The sequence below is a fragment of the Micromonospora sp. WMMD1219 genome (assembly GCF_049315215.1).
Taxonomy (GTDB): Bacteria; Actinomycetota; Actinomycetes; order Mycobacteriales; family Micromonosporaceae; genus Micromonospora; species Micromonospora tulbaghiae.
The window spans coordinates 3,844,357-3,860,122 of sequence record NZ_CP186057.1 but is presented as its reverse complement, the minus strand read 5'-3'; the positions used below and the strand labels follow the sequence as shown (position 1 = coordinate 3,860,122).

Below are 15,766 nucleotides of genomic sequence, written 5' to 3'. Positions count from 1 at the left end.
CGCACGCTAGCAGCCGTCGTGAACCTCATTCAAGCGATCCTGATCATGGAAGGTGCGGCCCTGGTCCGGGTCGCCCCGGCGCCGCCGGAGGCCGCCAGCACCGCGGCGCGCACGATCCGCGTCGGGCGGTAGAGGTCCTTGTCGTGCCATAGTGCCGGTTCGCCGTCGCATCCGTCCAGCTCGGACAGTCGGCGGCGGCCCCGCGCCAGCGCCGACGTGATCCGGGGGTCGCCGGACCGGCCCGCGTCGGCCAGCGCGAGCACCGCGTACGCGGTCTCCTCGGCGGTGCCGTCCCACCGTCCCCAGGAACCGTCCGGACGCTGCGTCTCCAGCAGCCAGGCCACTCCCCGCTCGACCGCGGCGCGCGCCGCGCCGTCCGGCGCGTGGTCGGCCAGCGCCAGCAGCACCGCGTAGGTGGCGTAGTACGGCGAGGCGTGCCAGCGGTCCTCCCACCGGCCGTCCGGCTCCTGCCGCTCCAGCAGCCACTCGGTGACCCGGCGCCGGGCGCCGGTGACGCCGGGTGCGCTCGGTTGCTCGCCGAGCGCGTCGAGCACGTGCGCGTTCGTGGTCAGCGAGGCGCCGTCCTCCCCCGGCCAGGTGCAGAAGTGCGCTCCGGTGTCGAACCCGGCCAGCGGCGCGACGCCCGGCGCCCGGCCCAGCCGGGCCAGCGCGTAGAGCGTGACCGCCGTGGTGTCGGCGTCGGCGGGCAGGCCGGGCGCGGTGGCCGCGCCGGACGGTCCGACCGCGGCGCGCAGCTCGGTCAGCACCGGCTCGGGCGCGCCGACCGGCACGCCGGCCCGGACCAGGATGCCGAGCACCCAGGCCCGCTCGAACACGGTGATCGGGCTCGCGCAGGGCACCGGGCCGGGCCGGGCGACACCGTTCAGGTAGTCCAGCGCGGGCCCGGGCTCCGGCCCGCCCAGCCAGGCGGCGGTGGCGGCGGGTGAGGCGCCGACCGCGCCGCTGGCCGAGGGACGCACCCCGGACGCGCGGTACGCCAGCTCGCCCGCCACCTCCAGCGCGTGCGCCAGCTTCTCCGGCACCGGCCGTCCGGTGGCGAGCAGTCCGCGTACCCGGGTCAGCCGGGCCGGGTCGAGACCGGCCGGCAGCGGCAGGCGGGGCCGGCCGGCCCACTCGGCCAGCCCGGGTGGCGGACCGGACGGCCCGTCGAGGTGCCGGCCCACAGCGGTCAGCAGCGCCGGCACGATCAGGTCGGTGGCCGGCAGGTCCGGCGGGGCGCCGGCACGCAGCGCGCCGGTCAGGTACGCCAGCCCCCGGTGCGCGGCGGCTGCGGGCGCGGCGGCCGGCCCGTCGCGGTGCAGCACGGCCAGCAGCGCCTCGACCGCGCTCAGCGTCGGCACCAGCGCGTACCCGCCGGGGCCACCCCAGCCGCCGTCCGGACGCTGCCGGGCCAGCAGCCAGGCCATGCGCCGGTCGTGGCCGTCGAGCCACGGCGCGAGCGCGACCAGCCGCCCGGTCTCGTAGACCGACGGCGACGTCTGCCCCTCCGGTTCGCCGCCGAGCGCGGTGATCAGGTCGTGCGTGGTCCCGGACCGGGTGGCGGGCACCGGTCCGGCGGTGAGGGTCACCGCACGCCCCAGAAGTCGGTGTTCCGGTAGAAGCCGGTGGTGAAGCCGAGCTGCCGGGACAGGAAGTCGGCCTCCCGCGGCACCTCGCCGGCCAGCTTCGCCAGCAGGACGCGGCAGTGGTCGACCTGCTCGGCGAAGCGCCGCTCGACCTCGGCCGGGTCGTCCACCAGCAGCAGCGCGTTGAGATCGCCGGACTCGGCGTCGCGGCGGTGGGTGCCGAGGTCGTTGACCAGGCGCAGGGCCCGCTGGACCTCGTCGCCGACCTCGATCAGCCGCGCCAGCGTGGCGGCGTCGGACACCGATCCGGTGTGGATCCAGTGCGCCACGTTCACCACTGTGGCGGCGAGGTTGTCGGCGTTGGCGAGGTAGTCGGCGAGCGTGGGGCGGCCGGTACGCCGCCAGTCCCACTCGCGGGCCATCGCGTCGAGCGTGCGTGCCATCGTGTCGCGCCAGTGGCCGCGCAGCGCCGGGTAGGCGGGCGCGGCGGCGACGTCGTCGCGCAGCTCGGCGAGGAACCGGCCCAGCGGGTCGGCGGACTCGCCGCCGTCGAGCACGTCCAGGCAGACGCCGGTGATCCGGTCGACCTCGGCCCGGCTGGTGGCCTGGTGGTCGACCAGCCAGTCGACGGCGAAGCCCCAGAGCACCGCGCGGTTGGTCACGGCGAGTTCGGCGGCGCTGTGCCAGGGCGCGCTGAACGCCATCGCCTGCGCGATGCTGCTGAACAGCGTCGCGTCGAACGGGTCGCCGGGGAACAGCTCGGGGTGCGCGGCGGCGGCCCTGCGCAGGCCGCGCTGGCCCTGCGCGGCCAGCGCGCAGACCCGGCCCTGCTCCGCGGCGACGGCGAGCGGATCGGGTGCCGGCCCGTCGGTCATGCCCGCTCCGTCCGCCCGGCGGCGACGAGCGTCAGCTCGACCCGCTCGCGCGGCCGCAGCGCCGCGGCCAGCCGCAGTCCGGGTACGCCGGGGCGGTGCAGCCGGAACCGGTAGCGGCTGAGCATGGTGGCGAGGATGAGCTGGGCCTCCAGGTAGAACAGGTACATGCCGAGGCACTGGTGCGGCCCGCCGCCGAACGGGAAGTGGGCGTACCGGTGCCGGGCGCGGACGCGCTCGGGGCGGAACCGTTCCGGGTCGAACTCGTCCGGGCGGTCCCAGAACTGCCGCATCCGCTGGGTGATCAGCGGGCTGACCGCCATCGTGGCGCCGGGTTCGATCGGCACGCCGTCGATGACGTCCCCGGCGACCGCGCGGCGCGGGATGATCCACCCGATCGGGTAGAGCCGCAGCAGCTCGTCCAGCACCATCCGGGTGTAGGTGAGCCGGCTCAGGTGCTCGCGGCGTACCGGCTCGCCGCCGACCACCTCGTCGATCTCGGCGTAGAGCCGCTCGGCCACCTCGGGGTGCTGGTCCAGGTGTGGCCAGGCCCAGGTCAGCACGTTGATGGTGGTCTCCGTGGTGGCGGCGAACATCGCCACCGTGTCGTTGCGGACCTGCCGCTCGTCGAGTTGCCGCCCGTCCTCGGTGCGGGCCTGCCAGAGCGTCGAGATGACGTCGTCGCCCTGGTCGGCGGACTCCCGCGTCTCGCGGACGATCGGCACCAGCACGTCGTCGACGATGCGTACGGCGCGGGCGAACGTGCGGTCCCCCGGCATCGGCAGGGACAGCGGCGCGAACGGCACGACGATCCGGGGGATGACGGCGGTGGCGATCCGGTCCTGCGCCTCGATCACGCGCATCGCGTCCGGCACCGAGATCCGGTCGGCGAACAGCACCTTCATGATCGCCCGGCTGACGATGCGCGCCTGCTCTACGCCGATGTCGACCGGCTGCCCGGCGCGGGCCGGCTCGTCCAGTTCCCCGACCGCGTCGCGGATCGCGTCGGCCATGCCGTCGACCAGCGCCTCGACCCGCTTGGCGGTGAACATCGGCTGGAGCATCCGGCGGCTGGCCGACCAGATCTGCCCCTCGCCGAGGATCCCCTCGCCGAACAGGCGCTTGACCGGGCGCCAGAACAGCCCGTCACCGGCCCGCTCGTAGTTGTCCGCGCGGTCGCGCAGGACGTGCTGCACGTGCCTGGGGTGGGTGACCAGGTACGGCCGGAACGAGCCGAGGTTGAGCCGGACCAGTTCGCCGTCGGTACGGTTACCGATGTCGATGAGAGCCTGGGCTGGGTCGCGGAGCACCGCCGGCAGGATCTGCCGCAGCGGCACGATTCGGGGTCGGCCGGTGGGCCTCGGTGTGTCCGTTGGTTCGGGCACCTGAACGCTCCCTCGGTTGACTCAGGGTCGCGACTCCGTATCGACCCGTGACGTTGCCCGCGAGCATGCCATCCTGAGCCGCAGATCAAAAGGCAGGTCGGAGGATATTTCACGTAACAACAATCTCTTTGTCGAGAATGGAGCCCGTGGGATATGCGTCACTCGCGTACACAGTGGCCGTTGCGGAGAGCGAGCAACGCTCACCTCTGCGCGGACGGCGGCAGAACGCGGGCGCGGACCCGTCCGCTGTGCCAAGCTTCGGGCATGGACGACAAGACCATCCTCAGCCGGATCTCGGAACTCGTCGACGAGGAGCACCGGCTGCGCGCCGACGCGCAGCAGCACGAGGCCGGCACCGACGACGAGGCGCGGGAGCGGCTGCGCGCGCTGGAGGAGTCCCTGGACCAGTGCTGGGATCTGCTGCGCCGCCGCCGGGCCGCCCGCCAGGCGCACGGCGACCCGGACGCCCAGGGCGAGCGCCCGGTGCCGGAGGTCGAGCGCTACCTGCAGTGACCCGGGCGGCGTCCCGGGCGGTCTCCCGCCCGGGACGCCGGCCGGTCAGCGGATGCCCGCCTCCCGCAGCAGCGCCTCGGTCAGCGCCGCCGGATCGGTCACCGTCGCCGGCATCCCGCGGGCGGTGAACCAGGCGGCCACCACCCGCACGTCGCGGGCCAGGAAGTCGGCCCCCTGCGGGTTGGCCACCACGTCGACCACCTGCGGCAGGTCGATCATCACCAGCCGGCCCGCGTGCACCAGCAGGTTGTACGGGGACAGGTCGCCGTGTGCGTACCCGGCCCGGGCCAGCACCGTGAGCGCCTCCACGAGCTGCTCCCACAGGTCGCGCAGCTCGTCGTCGTCGGGCCGGACCTGGGCCAGCCGCGGCGCGGCCTCCCCCGCCTCGGCGTCGCCGACGAACTCCAGCATCAGCTCGGTGCCGAGCAGCTGCACCGGATAGGGCACCGCGATCCGCCCGGAGGCGGCCCCGATCTCCCAGAGCTGGGACAACGCGGCGAACTCGGCCGCCGCCCACTGCCCGGCGATCATCTGCCGGCCGAACGCGGTACGGCCGGTCATCGCCCGCATCTCCCGCGACCGCCGCACCCGGCGGCCCTCCAGGTAACCGGCGTCGCGGTGGAAGAGCCGGTGCTGGGCGTCGCGGTAGCGCTTGACCGCCAGCAGGCAACTGCGGTCGGTGTCCGGCACGGCCCGGCGGACCAGGTGGACGTCCGCCTCCTTGCCGGTCTTGAGCACCCCGAGCTCGGTGTCCCGGGCGGCCAGCTCGGTGACCAGCCAGTCCGGGTGCGGCTCGGGGCCGTGGACGGCCTGGTCCCAGGAGGACCAGGCGTCCTCCGCCTCGGGCTCGGCGTCCGGGTCGGTGAGGGTCGGCGGGGTGTGCCGCCCCCGCTTCAGGAAGTCGGGTTCGTCGTCGTCGAAGCGGCTCTTGCCGCGGCCGCGGCGCTGCGGCGCCGGGAAGTCGTGATCGCGCACGGGTGGATCTGTCCTTCGATCGAGGCTGGTGGAGGCAGGTGGAACGACCCTGCGAAGACGGCCATGACCGACCTCCTCTCCTCGACCGGGCACACCCCGGCTGCGCACTCGCGCGGCACCATGGTCGTACCCCGCCCGGGGCAGGTCAACGGATTTTCCGCGCCGCCACCCGGGCCGCGGTGTCGCCGCGCCTCGTCGCCGCGCCGTCGTCGCGCGCGGTCAGCCGGCCAGGACGGCCGCGACGGCCGCGATCAGCCCGTCCTCGATCCGGGTGGGCGCGAACCTCGGGTCGGACCAGCGGCGTCCCCGGTGCAGCCAGACGCTGGGCAGGCCCACCGCCGTCGCGCCGCCGATGTCCGCCTCCGGGCTGTCGCCGACCACCCACGCGCCGCGCAGCGGCATCCGGGCCCGCTGGGCGGCGAGCGCGAAGATCCTCGGGTTGGGCTTGCTGACGCCCGCCTCCTCGGAGATCACCCAGTCGGCGACGTACCGGTCCAGGCCGGTCTTGCGGATCTTGGCGTCCTGTTGACGGGACGCGCCGTTGGTGACCACCACCGGCACCCAGCCGGCGTCGGCCGCGATCCGCAGCGCGCAGGCCACCAGCGGGTCGAGCCGCATGTGGGCCACCACCCCGTCGTGCAGCTCGTCGACCAGGTCGATCGAGGGGATGCGCAGCGCGTACCGGTCGCGGATCGCATCCGCCACGTCCCACCTGTTGGTCAGCCCGTCCGCGTCCACGGACACCAACCAGTCGAGGTCGGCCGGCGGCGCGCCGATGCCGTCCAGGAAGCGTTCTCCCCAGGCGCGGAACGGCCCGTCGCGGTCCAGCAGGGTGTTGTCCAGATCGAGCAGGAGCAACGGCACCTGGGCACCCTACGGGAACGGCCGGAGCACCGACAGGGCCGAGGGCCCCGCCACGGCGATCAGGCGACGAGGACGGCGCGATCCGCCCCGGCGTCGAGCGGACGGTCCAACAGCATCGTGTGCGCCGCGCGGGTGGCGGCCAGCGCGTCCGGGTCCAGCGTGGCCACCAGCACGTCCTCGCCGGTGTCGGCGCCCCGGGCCAGCGGCCGGCCCTCCGGGTCGTACACCGCCGCGCCGCCGTTGAAGCGCCAGGGATCGGTGCCGCCGACCGAGTTGGCGAACACCACGTACATCGTGTTGTCCAGCGCCCGCGCGGCGTAGTAGAGGTCGCGGCGGTGCGCCGAGCCGGCCAGGTAGCCGCTCGGGCAGAGGTAGCCGTGCGCGCCGTCGCCGGCAGCGGCGCGCGCGTGCTCCGGGAAGCAGCCGTCGTAGCAGACACCCAGGCCCAGCCGCCACGCGTCGACCACGAGCGTGGCGCCCCGGCGTCCGGCGTCGAACAGCTCCCGCTCGCCGCTCCAGAGCTGCTGCTTGTCGTACGCGGCGGTGACCGTGCCGGCCGGGTCCACGACGAGCGAGGAGATGGTGCGCCGCCGGTCGGGGTGGCGGACGGCGGCGCCGATCACCACAGCGGCACCCGCGTCGGCGGCGGCGGAGCGCAGCGGGTCCAGCCGGACGTCGGCGACCCGGCCGTCGGCGTCGGCGGCCACGTCCGTGGCGTCCGGGTCGGCCCCGAGCGTCGGCGGGTGGTACGCCGGCAGGAACAGCTCGGGCAGCACCACGACGCGGGCGCCCTCGGCCCGGGCGACGAGGCGGGCGGCGGCACCGGCGTTGCCGGCGACGTCGCCGGGGACGGGCTGGGCCTGGACGGCGGCGACGGTGAGCGGGTGCGCGGGAGGGGCGGTCACGCGCCGATCCTAACCACCCGGCGACGGACAGATGATCATCCGGAATCGCATCTCAAGCCGTACGTACGGTTTGCATCGGCCGGTTCCACCTGCGACGATCCACCCGTGCCCAGAGTAAGTCAGGACCAGCTCGACGCGCGCCGCCAGGAGATCCTCGCGGCGGCGCGGGCGTGTTTCGCCCGGCACGGCTACGAGGGGGCCACCGTACGGCGGCTGGAGGAGGCCACCGGCCTGTCCCGTGGCGCGATCTTCCACCACTTCCGGGACAAGGACTCCCTGTTCCTCGCTGTGGCCGAGGACGACGCCGCCGCCATGGTGGAGACGGTGGCCCGCAACGGTCTCGTGCAGGTGATGCGCGACCTGCTGGCCCGGGCCGTCTCGCCGGACACCACCGGCTGGCTCGGCAGCCAGCTTGAGGTCTCCCGCCGGCTGCGCACCGACCCCGCCTTCGCCAAGCGCTGGGCGGAGCGTTCCGAGGCCATCGCCGGGGCCACCCGCGAACGCCTGCTGCGCCAGCGGGAAGCCGGGGTGCTCCGCGACGACGTGCCGATCGACGTGCTGGCCCAGTTCCTGGAGCTGGCCTACGACGGGCTGGTGCTGCACCTGGCCATGGGCCGGCCGGCCGGTGACCTGGCCCGCGTGCTCGACCTGGTCGAGGAGGCCGTCCGCCGGCACTGAACCGGCACCGGTCTCGGTCCGGTAACTACGCCGCTCCAGGAGATCGACTCTGGCGCGCCTGCTCCACAATGAGCCGCGACCCCTCCTCGCGACAGGAGCAGACGATGACCCCCTCCGACACCTGGGGCATCCCCGGCCCCGTATTCCTGCGCTGGTACCTCCTGCTCGCCGTCGTCCTGGTCGTCGGCGCGATCGTGTACCGGCGGCGCATGCTGGCGGGCACGCCGGTGACCGCGTACGGCGACCTCGGTCCGCAGCAGGTCGCGTACCTCAACGGCGGCGACCAGCTCGCCGTCTGGGCGGCGCTCGGCGGGTTGCGCCACGCGGGCGCGGTCGGGGTACGGCCGGACCGGCGGCTCACCACCGGCGGCCCGCTGCCGGTCGGGGCCACCCCGCTGGACCAGGCGGTGCACCACGCGGCCAGCCGCGGTCTGCGCACCCGGGACCTGGCCGCCGACGAGTGGGTCCGGCGGGCGCTCGACGAGCTGCGCGACGGCCTGGTACGCCGGGGCCTGGCCCTGGACCAGGAGCGGCGCCGGACGCTGCGGCGCGGCGCGCTGCTGGTCGGAGCCCTGCTGGTCATCGGCATCGTGCGCGCGGTCTCCGGGCTGCTCAACGACCGGCCCACCGGCTGGCTGCTGCTCAGCCTGTTCCCGCTCGGCCTCGCGTTCGTGCTGCTCAACCGCGTGCCCTGGCGTACCCGGGCGGCCACCGCCGCGCTGAACGACATGCGCCGCCGGCACACCTGGCTGCGGCCGGCGGCCGGGCCCGCGTACACGACGTACGGCCCGGCGGAGGTGGCGCTGGGCGTGGCGCTGTTCGGCACCGCCACGCTCTGGACCATGGATCCCGGCTTCGCGGAGCAGGCCGAGATCCAGCGGCAGGCGATGGGCAACGCGGGCGGCGCCAGCTCCGGCACCTCCTGCGGCGGCGGGGCTACCGCCGGCGGCGGCAGTTCGTGCGGGGGCGGCAGCTCGTGCGGCGGAGGCGGTGGCTGCGGCGGAGGCGGGTGCGGCGGATGAGCGGCCCGTCCGGCGTCGGCATCGGCTGGCGCCCCGAGATCGCCGGGTTCGTCACCGGGCTGCCGGGGCTGCGCTTCGTCGAGGTGGTCGCGGAGGCGCTCGCCCCGGCCGGGCCGCTCCCGGACGGGCTCGCCGAGCTGCGCGAACGCGGCGTCGACGTCGTACCCCACGGGGTGCGGCTGTCGCTCGGCGGCGCGGAGCCGGTCGACCCGGCCCGGGTCGCGCACCTGGCCGGGGTGGCCGCGGCCCTGGACGCGCCGCTGGTGAGCGAGCACATCGCGTTCGTGCGGGCCGGCGGCCTGGAGGCCGGTCACCTGCTGCCGCTGCCGCGCAGCCGGGAGGCGGTCGCCGCGGTGGTGGCGAACGTGCGGCGGACGCAGGCGGAGCTGCCGGTGCCGCTGGCCCTGGAACCGATCGCGGCGCTGTTCGACTGGCCCGACGACGAGCTGGACGAGGCGGACTTCCTCACCGAGATCCTCGACGCCACCGACGCGCTGCTGCTGCTCGACGTGGCGAACGTGCACGCCAACGCCCGCAACCGCGGCGGTGACCCGGCCTCGCTGCTGGACCGGCTGCCGCTGGAGCGCATCGCCTACGTGCACGTGGCGGGCGGCGCCGAACACGGCGGCTTCTACCACGACACGCACACCGACCCGGTGCCCGCCGCCGTCCTCGACCTGGTCCGCGAGCTGTGCGCCCGGCGCCGCCCGCCTGCGCTGCTGCTGGAGCGCGACGGGCACTACCCGCCCGCCGCCGAGCTGCGCGCCGAACTGGACGCGCTGGCCGCCGCGTCCGGCCACCCGGTGGTCACGTGAGCGGCGACCTGGCGGCCCGGCAGGCCGAGCTGGTCGCCGCGCTCGTCGCCGGTGGACCGCTACCGCCCGGCTTCGCCCCGGCCCCGGTCGAGGCGGCCCGCCGGGCGCTGCTGCGCAAACGCGCCGGCGACGTGGCCCGGCACTGGCCGCTGCTCGCCGCCGGCCTCGGCGCGGACTGGCCGGCGACGTTCACCGCGTGGGCCGACAGCCGTCCCACGAACGGTTCGCTGCGCGACGGCTGGGACCTGGCCCGCGACCTGCGCGACCGGGACGCGCTGCCGCCGCTGGGCGCGGAGGAGCTGACCGCGCGCGAGGCCGCGAGCCGCTACGACGGCCGCCGCCCGCCCCGGCCACGCCGGCTGCCGGCCCTCGCCCGGACCGGCGGCGCCGTCGCGGTTCAGGTCGCCGGCCGGGTACGCCTGCTGCGGCCCGCCCCGCGCTGACAGGCACCCGCCGGTACGGCAGGATCGGTGCATGGATCTCGGACTCGCCGACCGGGTGTACGTGCTCACCGGCGCCTCCGGCGGCCTCGGCTTCGCCACCGCCGGACAACTCGTCGCCGACGGCGCCCGGGTGGTCATCTCCGCGCGTACCCCGGAACGGGTGGCCGCCGCCGTCGAGGCGCTCGGTGACCCGCGGCGGGCGATCGGGCTGACCGCCGACCTCACCGACCCCGCCACGCCGCAACGGCTCGTCGCCGCCGCCCGCGAACACTTCGGACGCCTCGACGGCGCGCTGATCTCGGTCGGCGGCCCGCCGCCCGGCACCGCCGCCACCGTCACCGACGAGCAGTGGCGCGAGTCGTTCGAGACGGTCTTCCTGGGCAGCGTCCGGCTCGCCCGCACGATGGCCGGGGCGCTCACCGAGGGCGGCGCGATCGGGCTGGTGCTGTCCACCTCGGTACGCGGACCGCTGCCCGGCCTCGGCATCTCCAACGGCCTGCGGCCGGGCCTCGCCGGCGTCGCCAAGGACATGGCCGACGAGTTCGGCCCGCGCGGCGTACGCGTCGTCAGCCTGCTGCCGGGACGGATCATGACCGACCGCAACCGGGAGCTGCTTGCCGGTTCCGGCGATCCGGAGCGGGCCCGCGCGCAGGCCGAGGCGGCGATCCCGCTCGGGCGCATCGGCGACCCGGCGGAGTTCGGCAGGGTGGCCGCGTTCCTGCTCTCCCCCGCCGCCGGGTACGTCACCGGGATCACCGTCCCGGTCGACGGCGGCGCGCTGCGCGGACTGTGACGGTGGGCCGGTGAGCGATCGACGACGGCCGGGCGGTGGACGGCCCGAGGCCGCGCCCGGACCCGGCACGCCCGCCCGCCGCCACCCCCGGCCCAGCCGCGAGCAGCTCGCCGCGGCGGCCGACCGGCTGCTGCCCGACGTGATCGCGCCCGGCCTGGACGTGCTGTTCGTCGGCATCAACCCGGGCCTGTGGTCGGCGGCCACCGGCTGGCACTTCGCCCGCCCGGGCAACCGGTTCTGGCCCGCGCTGCACCGGGGCGGCTTCACGCCACGGCTGCTGCACCCCAGCGAACAGGACACGCTTCCGGCGCTGGGCCTCGGCATCACCAACATGGTGGCCCGGGCCAGCGCCCGCGCCGACGAACTCACCGCCGCCGAACTGGTCGACGGCGCGGCCACGCTCACCGCGAAGGTCGAGCGTTTCCGGCCGCGCTGGGTGGCGGTGGTCGGGGTGACCGCGTACCGGATCGGGTTCGCCCGGCCGAAGGCCGGTTTCGGGCCGCAGCCGGAGACGCTCGCGGCGGCCCGGCTCTGGGTGCTGCCCAACCCGAGCGGCCTGAACGCCCACTTCACCCCGGAGACGCTCGGCGCCGCGTTCGCCGAGCTGCGCGCCGAGGTCGTCGCGGGTTAGGGCTTCGGTCGTCGCCGCGTTCGTGCCGTCAGTCGTCACCGGGCCCCACCGTGACAAAAACTGTCGCGGGCCGGTCGTCCGGCGCCGCCCGGCTGTCGACGGCCCGGCGCCGCGATGTGGTCTCGCCGGGCCGCTAGTTGGCGGCCGCCGGGGGCATGGCCTCGTGGGCGACGTAGGTGCCCATCGGCACCGTGGTCACCACCGGCTCGGGCTGCTCCGCCTCGGCGTGGGGCGTCGGCGAGTCGGTGACCGCGAACTGGGTGCGGTACAGCTCGGCGTACAGGCCACCGACCGCCACCAGCTCGTCGTGCCGGCCGCGCTCCACGATCCGGCCCTCGTCGAGCACGAGGATCTGGTCGGCGTCGCGCACCGTGGAGAGCCGGTGCGCGATGACCAGCGCGGTACGCCCGGTCAGCGCCACCGACAGCGCCCGCTGCACCGCCGCCTCGCTCTCCGAGTCCAGGTGGGCGGTGGCCTCGTCGAGGATCACGATCGACGGGGCCTTGAGCAGCAGCCGGGCGATGGCGATGCGCTGCTTCTCGCCGCCGGAGAAGCGGTAACCCCGCTCGCCGACCGTCGTGTCGAGCCCGTCCGGCAGCGCCCGGACCAGGTCGGCGACCTGCGCGCCGGCCAGCGCCGCCCAGATCTCGTCGTCGGTGGCGTCCGGCTTGGCGTAGCGCAGGTTCTCCCGGATCGTCTCGTGGAACAGGTGCGAGTCCTGGGTGACCACGCCGATCTCGTCGCGGAGCGAGGCGAGCGTCGCGTCCCGTACGTCGACGCCGCCGACCAGCACCTGGCCGTCGCTGACGTCGTAGATCCGGGAGATGAGCATGGACAGCGTCGACTTTCCCGCGCCGGAGGGACCGACCAGGGCCACCATCTGCCCCGGCTCGACGGCGAACGAGACGCCCCTGAGCACCGGCTCGTTGACCGTGCGGTCGAGGGTCGAGACCTCCTCCAGGGAGGCGAGCGACACCTCGGCGGCGCTCGGGTAGCGGAAGCGCACGTCGCGGAACTCGACCCGGCCGTTGCCGCGCGGCACCGGCACCGCGCCGGGCTTCTCGGCGATGGACGGGCGCAGGTCGAGCACCTCGAAGACCCGGTCGAAGGAGACGAGCGCGCTCATCACGTCGACCCGGACGTTGGACAGCGCGGTCAGCGGGCCGTAGAGACGGGTCAGCAGCAGCGCCAGCTTGACCACGGTGCCGGCGCTGACCGCCCCGGTGACCGCGAGCCAGCCGCCGACGCCGTACGTCAGCGCCTGGGCCAGCGACGCGACGAGCAGCATCGCGACGAAGAACGTCCGCGAGTACATCGCGGACTGGATGCCGATGTCGCGCACCCGCTCGGCCCGGCGGGCGAACCGGTCGGCCTCCACCTCCGGCGCGCCGAACAGCTTGACCAGGAGCGCGCCCGCCACGCCGAACCGCTCGGTCATCGTCGCGTTCATCTTGGCGTCGAGGTTGTACGACTCGCGGGTGATCTCGGCCAGCCGCCGGCCGACCCGGCGGGCCGGGATGATGAAGATCGGCAGCAGCACCAGCGCCAGCACGGTGATCTGCCACGACAGCACGAGCATCGCCCCGGCGGTGAGCACGAGCTGGATGACGTTGCTGACCACGCCGGAAAGCGTCGAGGTGAACGCCCGCTGGGCGCCGAGCACGTCGTTGTTGAGCCGGCTGACCAGGGCGCCGGTCTGGGTGCGGGTGAAGAACTGCAACGGCATCCGCTGGACGTGGTCGTACACCCGGGTGCGCAGGTCGAGGATGATGCCCTCGCCGATGCGGGCCGAATACCACCGCTGTACCAGGGAGAACAACGCGTCGGCCACGGCCAGCGCGGCGATGATCAGGGCGAGCCGGACCACTGTCGAGCGGGCGTCCGCGCCGCCCACGGCGATCGCGTCGATGACGTCGCCGGCGAGCAGCGGCGTGGCCACGCCGATCACCGCGGCGACGATCACGGTGATCAGGAAGACGACGATGTCGCGCCGGTAGGGCCGGGCGAACGCGACGATCCGCCGGGCGGTGCCGCGCTTGAGCTCGTGGGCGGAGACCTCGTCGCGGTTACGCAGCGACCGGAGCATGCTCCAGCCGCCCATGCCGCCGCCGGCCATCGGGTGGGACACTCGTCACCTCCGGGTCGTCGGGGCAGCATGAACCGTCGGAGTCCATTCTCCCGACGCCTGTGACAACCTCGCGAGTAACCCAGATCTTCCCGGACGGTCCTTACGAAATCGCCGTCCCGGCTATTCGCCCCGCCCGGCCAGGTCCCGGATCCGCCGGGTCTGCGCCTCCCGCTCGGCGCGCTGCTGCTCGGCGTGCGAGCGACCGGTCGCGCCCGCGAGCAGCGCCTTGATCTCGACGATCGCGTCCCGGTTGTTGGCGAGCAGCCCGGCGGACAGATCACGCACGGCGCCGTCCAGCTCGTCGTTCGGCACCACGAGCGTGGCCAGGCCGATCCGGTCCGCCTCGGCGGCGTCCATCCGCCGGCCGGTGGCGCAGATCTCCAGCGCCCGGGAGTAGCCGACCAGCTCGACCAGGCGGCGCGTGCCGGCCAGGTCGGGAACGAGGCCGAGGGTCACCTCGGCCATCGAGAACTTCGCGTCGGTGGCGAGGACCCGCATGTCGCAGGCCAGCGCGAGCTGGAAGCCGGCGCCGATGGCGTGGCCCTGCACGGCGGCGATCGACACCACGTCGGGCCGGTGCAGCCAGGTGAAACCGCCCTGGAACGCGGCGATCCGGTCGGCGCACTCCGCCTCCGGCATCGCGGCCAGCTCGGCGAAGGAGCCCGGCCCGGTCGCACCGGCGACCGCCAGGTCCAGGCCCGCGGAGAAGGCTCGCCCCTCTCCGCGTACGACGACGACGCGCACGTCGCCGGGCAGGTCGCGAGAGAAGTCGCTCATCGCGCGCCACATCGCCGGGGTCTGCGCGTTGAGCACGTCGGGCCGGCACAACGTCACCGTCGCGACCGGCCCGTCGCAGTCGAAGCGCACTCCGGTCGTCTCGGCGGTCACCGGACGCCCCGGAACGCGCTGATGGACGACGCTGGGGGGCGGGTCACGCCTTCTTCCGGCGCCGGGCGCCGCCGCGCTGCCGCAGCTGCACCCCGGACTCGGTGAGCACACGGTGGATGAACCCGTAGGAACGGCCCGTCGAGGCCGCCAGAGCACGGATGCTCTCACCCCCGGTGTACCGCTTTACCAGGTCTTTGGCGAGCGTCTGACGCTCGGCCCCGACGATCCGGCGACCCTTCTCAGTGCTGGTGGCTGTGCCGGTGGCTGCCATGCTGATTCCTCACGTCCCAGACTGTGCGGTTCGGATACGGTCCCACCTATTAGACCGCCTCGGACGATCATGCGCCAGATATCAACTATTCGCCAACCGACACGCTACGCAATGTCAGCTTCCCGATAGAGTGATCCTTCCGGCCCGCTGATCCGTACCGCCCCCGCCGGACAGGCCTGTCGGCGCCACCGCGGCGAGGTGCCGGCGTCCTCCCGCATGATCGACACCACCTCCCCGAGGTGGCCGGCACGCCGCGCTCCGGATACCGCCACCACGGCGACCTGGTGTGGATCATCCGACGGCCGGTGCGGCGGGCCGTATCGTGCCCGGGGTGATTGACACGATCACGGCCGCTGCGGGCGCCGCCGGCGTCTTCGCCGCCACCAACCTCGACGACGTCGTCGTGCTCACCGTGCTCTTCGTGGCCGCCCGGCGGACCGGGCGTCCCCGCCCGTGGCAGATCGTCGCCGGGCAGTACGCGGGCATCGGCGCGCTCGTCGCGGTCGCCGTGGTGGCCGCCGCCGGGCTGCTCGTGGTGCCGGACCCGTGGCCCGGCCTGCTCGGACTGCTGCCGATCGCGCTCGGCGTCCGCGCGCTGCTGACCCGGCGCGACGACGACGAACCCCCGGCGGTGGTCGGCAGCCTGCTCGGCGTCGCCGGGGTGACGGTGGCGAACGGCGCGGACAACATCGCCGTCTACGTGCCGGTGTTCCGCGCCCTCGACCCGGTGACCGGCCTGATCTGGCTGCTGGTGTTCGCCGTGCTGGTGGCCGTGTGGTGCGCGGTCGCCGCCGCGCTCGGCGGGCACCCGCGGGTGGTGGCGCTGGTCGGCCGCGCCGGCCACTGGCTGGTCCCGGCGATCTTCATCGCCATCGGCGCGACCATCCTGCTCACCTCCGGCGTCCTCCCCCACCTGGCCGCCCTCCCCACCTGACCGCCCACCCCGCCCCACCCCGACCCACCCCGACCCACCCCGCCCTCACCTCGTCGATCATGA

At 74.9% G+C, this 15,766-nt stretch carries 17 protein-coding genes; 8 read left to right on the top strand and 9 right to left on the bottom strand.

The window, feature by feature from the left end; genetic code table 11:
• Window positions 1–29: 29 nt before the first annotated feature.
• Genes ACN27C_RS18600 through ACN27C_RS18590 form a run of 3 tightly spaced genes read right to left on the bottom strand, consistent with a single transcriptional unit; the run spans window position 30 to window position 3,795 of the window.
• The gene (locus ACN27C_RS18600) at window positions 30–1,589 is read right to left on the bottom strand and encodes a prenyltransferase/squalene oxidase repeat-containing protein (protein ID WP_120568951.1); all 1,560 of its coding nucleotides are present in this window, start codon (window positions 1,587–1,589) and stop codon (window positions 30–32) included.
• Window positions 1,586–2,461, bottom strand: a complete 876-nt coding sequence (locus ACN27C_RS18595) for a terpene synthase family protein (RefSeq protein ID WP_120568950.1) — start codon at window positions 2,459–2,461, stop codon at window positions 1,586–1,588. Before ACN27C_RS18595 ends, ACN27C_RS18600 begins: the two co-directional genes overlap by 4 nt.
• Window positions 2,458–3,795: a cytochrome P450 gene (locus ACN27C_RS18590; protein ID WP_422751642.1), complete on the bottom strand. Its 1,338-nt coding sequence runs from the start codon at window positions 3,793–3,795 to the stop codon at window positions 2,458–2,460. Before ACN27C_RS18590 ends, ACN27C_RS18595 begins: the two co-directional genes overlap by 4 nt.
• A 312-nt stretch (window positions 3,796–4,107) precedes the next feature.
• On the opposite strand from ACN27C_RS18590, the gene ACN27C_RS18585 reads away from it, so the two are divergent.
• The gene (locus tag ACN27C_RS18585) at window positions 4,108–4,356 is read left to right on the top strand and encodes a DUF2630 family protein (protein ID WP_013287422.1); all 249 of its coding nucleotides are present in this window, start codon (window positions 4,108–4,110) and stop codon (window positions 4,354–4,356) included.
• Between the two features lie 45 nt (window positions 4,357–4,401).
• Here the strand turns inward: ACN27C_RS18585 and ACN27C_RS18580 are convergent, their stop codons facing one another.
• From ACN27C_RS18580 to ACN27C_RS18570, 3 genes are all read right to left on the bottom strand, one after another.
• The gene (locus ACN27C_RS18580; RefSeq protein ID WP_120568948.1) at window positions 4,402–5,331 is read right to left on the bottom strand and encodes a serine protein kinase RIO; all 930 of its coding nucleotides are present in this window, start codon (window positions 5,329–5,331) and stop codon (window positions 4,402–4,404) included.
• A gap of 219 nt (window positions 5,332–5,550) precedes the next feature.
• Complete coding sequence (locus ACN27C_RS18575; protein ID WP_120568947.1) at window positions 5,551–6,195, bottom strand: HAD family hydrolase; 645 nt, start codon at window positions 6,193–6,195, stop codon at window positions 5,551–5,553.
• Between the two features lie 59 nt (window positions 6,196–6,254).
• Window positions 6,255–7,100 (bottom strand): carbon-nitrogen hydrolase family protein, encoded by an 846-nt coding sequence (locus ACN27C_RS18570; RefSeq protein ID WP_422747022.1) that lies wholly within the window; start codon window positions 7,098–7,100, stop codon window positions 6,255–6,257.
• A 105-nt stretch (window positions 7,101–7,205) separates the two neighbouring features.
• Between ACN27C_RS18570 and ACN27C_RS18565 the strand changes: the two genes are divergently transcribed.
• The 6 genes from ACN27C_RS18565 to mug all read left to right on the top strand — a co-directional run bounded on the left by ACN27C_RS18565 (window position 7,206) and on the right by mug (window position 11,482).
• The gene (locus ACN27C_RS18565) at window positions 7,206–7,778 is read left to right on the top strand and encodes a TetR/AcrR family transcriptional regulator (RefSeq protein WP_013287426.1); all 573 of its coding nucleotides are present in this window, start codon (window positions 7,206–7,208) and stop codon (window positions 7,776–7,778) included.
• A gap of 104 nt (window positions 7,779–7,882) precedes the next feature.
• On the top strand, window positions 7,883–8,800 hold the full coding sequence (locus tag ACN27C_RS18560) for a TIGR04222 domain-containing membrane protein (protein ID WP_422747020.1): 918 nt from the start codon (window positions 7,883–7,885) through the stop codon (window positions 8,798–8,800).
• On the top strand, window positions 8,797–9,615 hold the full coding sequence (locus ACN27C_RS18555) for a DUF692 domain-containing protein (RefSeq protein ID WP_422747018.1): 819 nt from the start codon (window positions 8,797–8,799) through the stop codon (window positions 9,613–9,615). The genes ACN27C_RS18560 and ACN27C_RS18555 overlap by 4 nt, the downstream gene beginning before the upstream one ends.
• Window positions 9,612–10,058 (top strand): hypothetical protein, encoded by a 447-nt coding sequence (locus ACN27C_RS18550; RefSeq protein WP_121683067.1) that lies wholly within the window; start codon window positions 9,612–9,614, stop codon window positions 10,056–10,058. Before ACN27C_RS18555 ends, ACN27C_RS18550 begins: the two co-directional genes overlap by 4 nt.
• Before the next feature lie 31 nt (window positions 10,059–10,089).
• The gene (locus ACN27C_RS18545) at window positions 10,090–10,851 is read left to right on the top strand and encodes an SDR family oxidoreductase (protein ID WP_422747016.1); all 762 of its coding nucleotides are present in this window, start codon (window positions 10,090–10,092) and stop codon (window positions 10,849–10,851) included.
• Window positions 10,852–10,861: 10 nt separating this feature from the next.
• Entirely contained in the window at window positions 10,862–11,482 is a 621-nt protein-coding gene (mug, locus tag ACN27C_RS18540; RefSeq protein WP_121683069.1) for a G/U mismatch-specific DNA glycosylase, read from the top strand.
• 133 nt (window positions 11,483–11,615) lie between these two features.
• On the opposite strand, the gene ACN27C_RS18535 is transcribed toward mug, so the two are convergent.
• From ACN27C_RS18535 to ACN27C_RS18525, 3 genes are all read right to left on the bottom strand, one after another.
• The gene (locus ACN27C_RS18535) at window positions 11,616–13,598 is read right to left on the bottom strand and encodes an ABC transporter ATP-binding protein (RefSeq protein WP_120568941.1); all 1,983 of its coding nucleotides are present in this window, start codon (window positions 13,596–13,598) and stop codon (window positions 11,616–11,618) included.
• Between the two features lie 132 nt (window positions 13,599–13,730).
• Window positions 13,731–14,498 (bottom strand): enoyl-CoA hydratase/isomerase family protein, encoded by a 768-nt coding sequence (locus tag ACN27C_RS18530; protein ID WP_422747013.1) that lies wholly within the window; start codon window positions 14,496–14,498, stop codon window positions 13,731–13,733.
• Between the two features lie 43 nt (window positions 14,499–14,541).
• Window positions 14,542–14,769 carry a helix-turn-helix domain-containing protein gene (locus ACN27C_RS18525; RefSeq protein ID WP_007072022.1) on the bottom strand — a complete coding sequence of 76 codons (228 nt, stop codon included), beginning with the start codon at window positions 14,767–14,769 and terminating at the stop codon, window positions 14,542–14,544.
• 322 nt (window positions 14,770–15,091) lie between these two features.
• Here ACN27C_RS18525 and ACN27C_RS18520 point away from each other — a divergent pair, with 322 nt between their 5' ends.
• The gene (locus ACN27C_RS18520) at window positions 15,092–15,703 is read left to right on the top strand and encodes a cadmium resistance transporter (RefSeq protein WP_121683073.1); all 612 of its coding nucleotides are present in this window, start codon (window positions 15,092–15,094) and stop codon (window positions 15,701–15,703) included.
• The last annotated feature ends 63 nt before the right edge of the window (window positions 15,704–15,766 follow it).

Bases quoted from the DNA above. Each gene is read 5' to 3' on its own strand.
- ACN27C_RS18595 (WP_120568950.1), bottom strand. From the start codon at position 2,461: ATGACCGACGGGCCGGCACCCGATCCGCTCGCCGTCGCCGCGGAGCAG.
- ACN27C_RS18585 (WP_013287422.1), top strand. From the start codon at position 4,108: ATGGACGACAAGACCATCCTCAGCCGGATCTCGGAACTCGTCGACGAG.
- ACN27C_RS18560 (WP_422747020.1), top strand. From the start codon at position 7,883: ATGACCCCCTCCGACACCTGGGGCATCCCCGGCCCCGTATTCCTGCGC.
- ACN27C_RS18555 (WP_422747018.1), top strand. From the start codon at position 8,797: ATGAGCGGCCCGTCCGGCGTCGGCATCGGCTGGCGCCCCGAGATCGCC.
- ACN27C_RS18545 (WP_422747016.1), top strand. From the start codon at position 10,090: ATGGATCTCGGACTCGCCGACCGGGTGTACGTGCTCACCGGCGCCTCC.
- ACN27C_RS18535 (WP_120568941.1), bottom strand. From the start codon at position 13,598: ATGGCCGGCGGCGGCATGGGCGGCTGGAGCATGCTCCGGTCGCTGCGT.
- ACN27C_RS18525 (WP_007072022.1), bottom strand. From the start codon at position 14,769: ATGGCAGCCACCGGCACAGCCACCAGCACTGAGAAGGGTCGCCGGATC.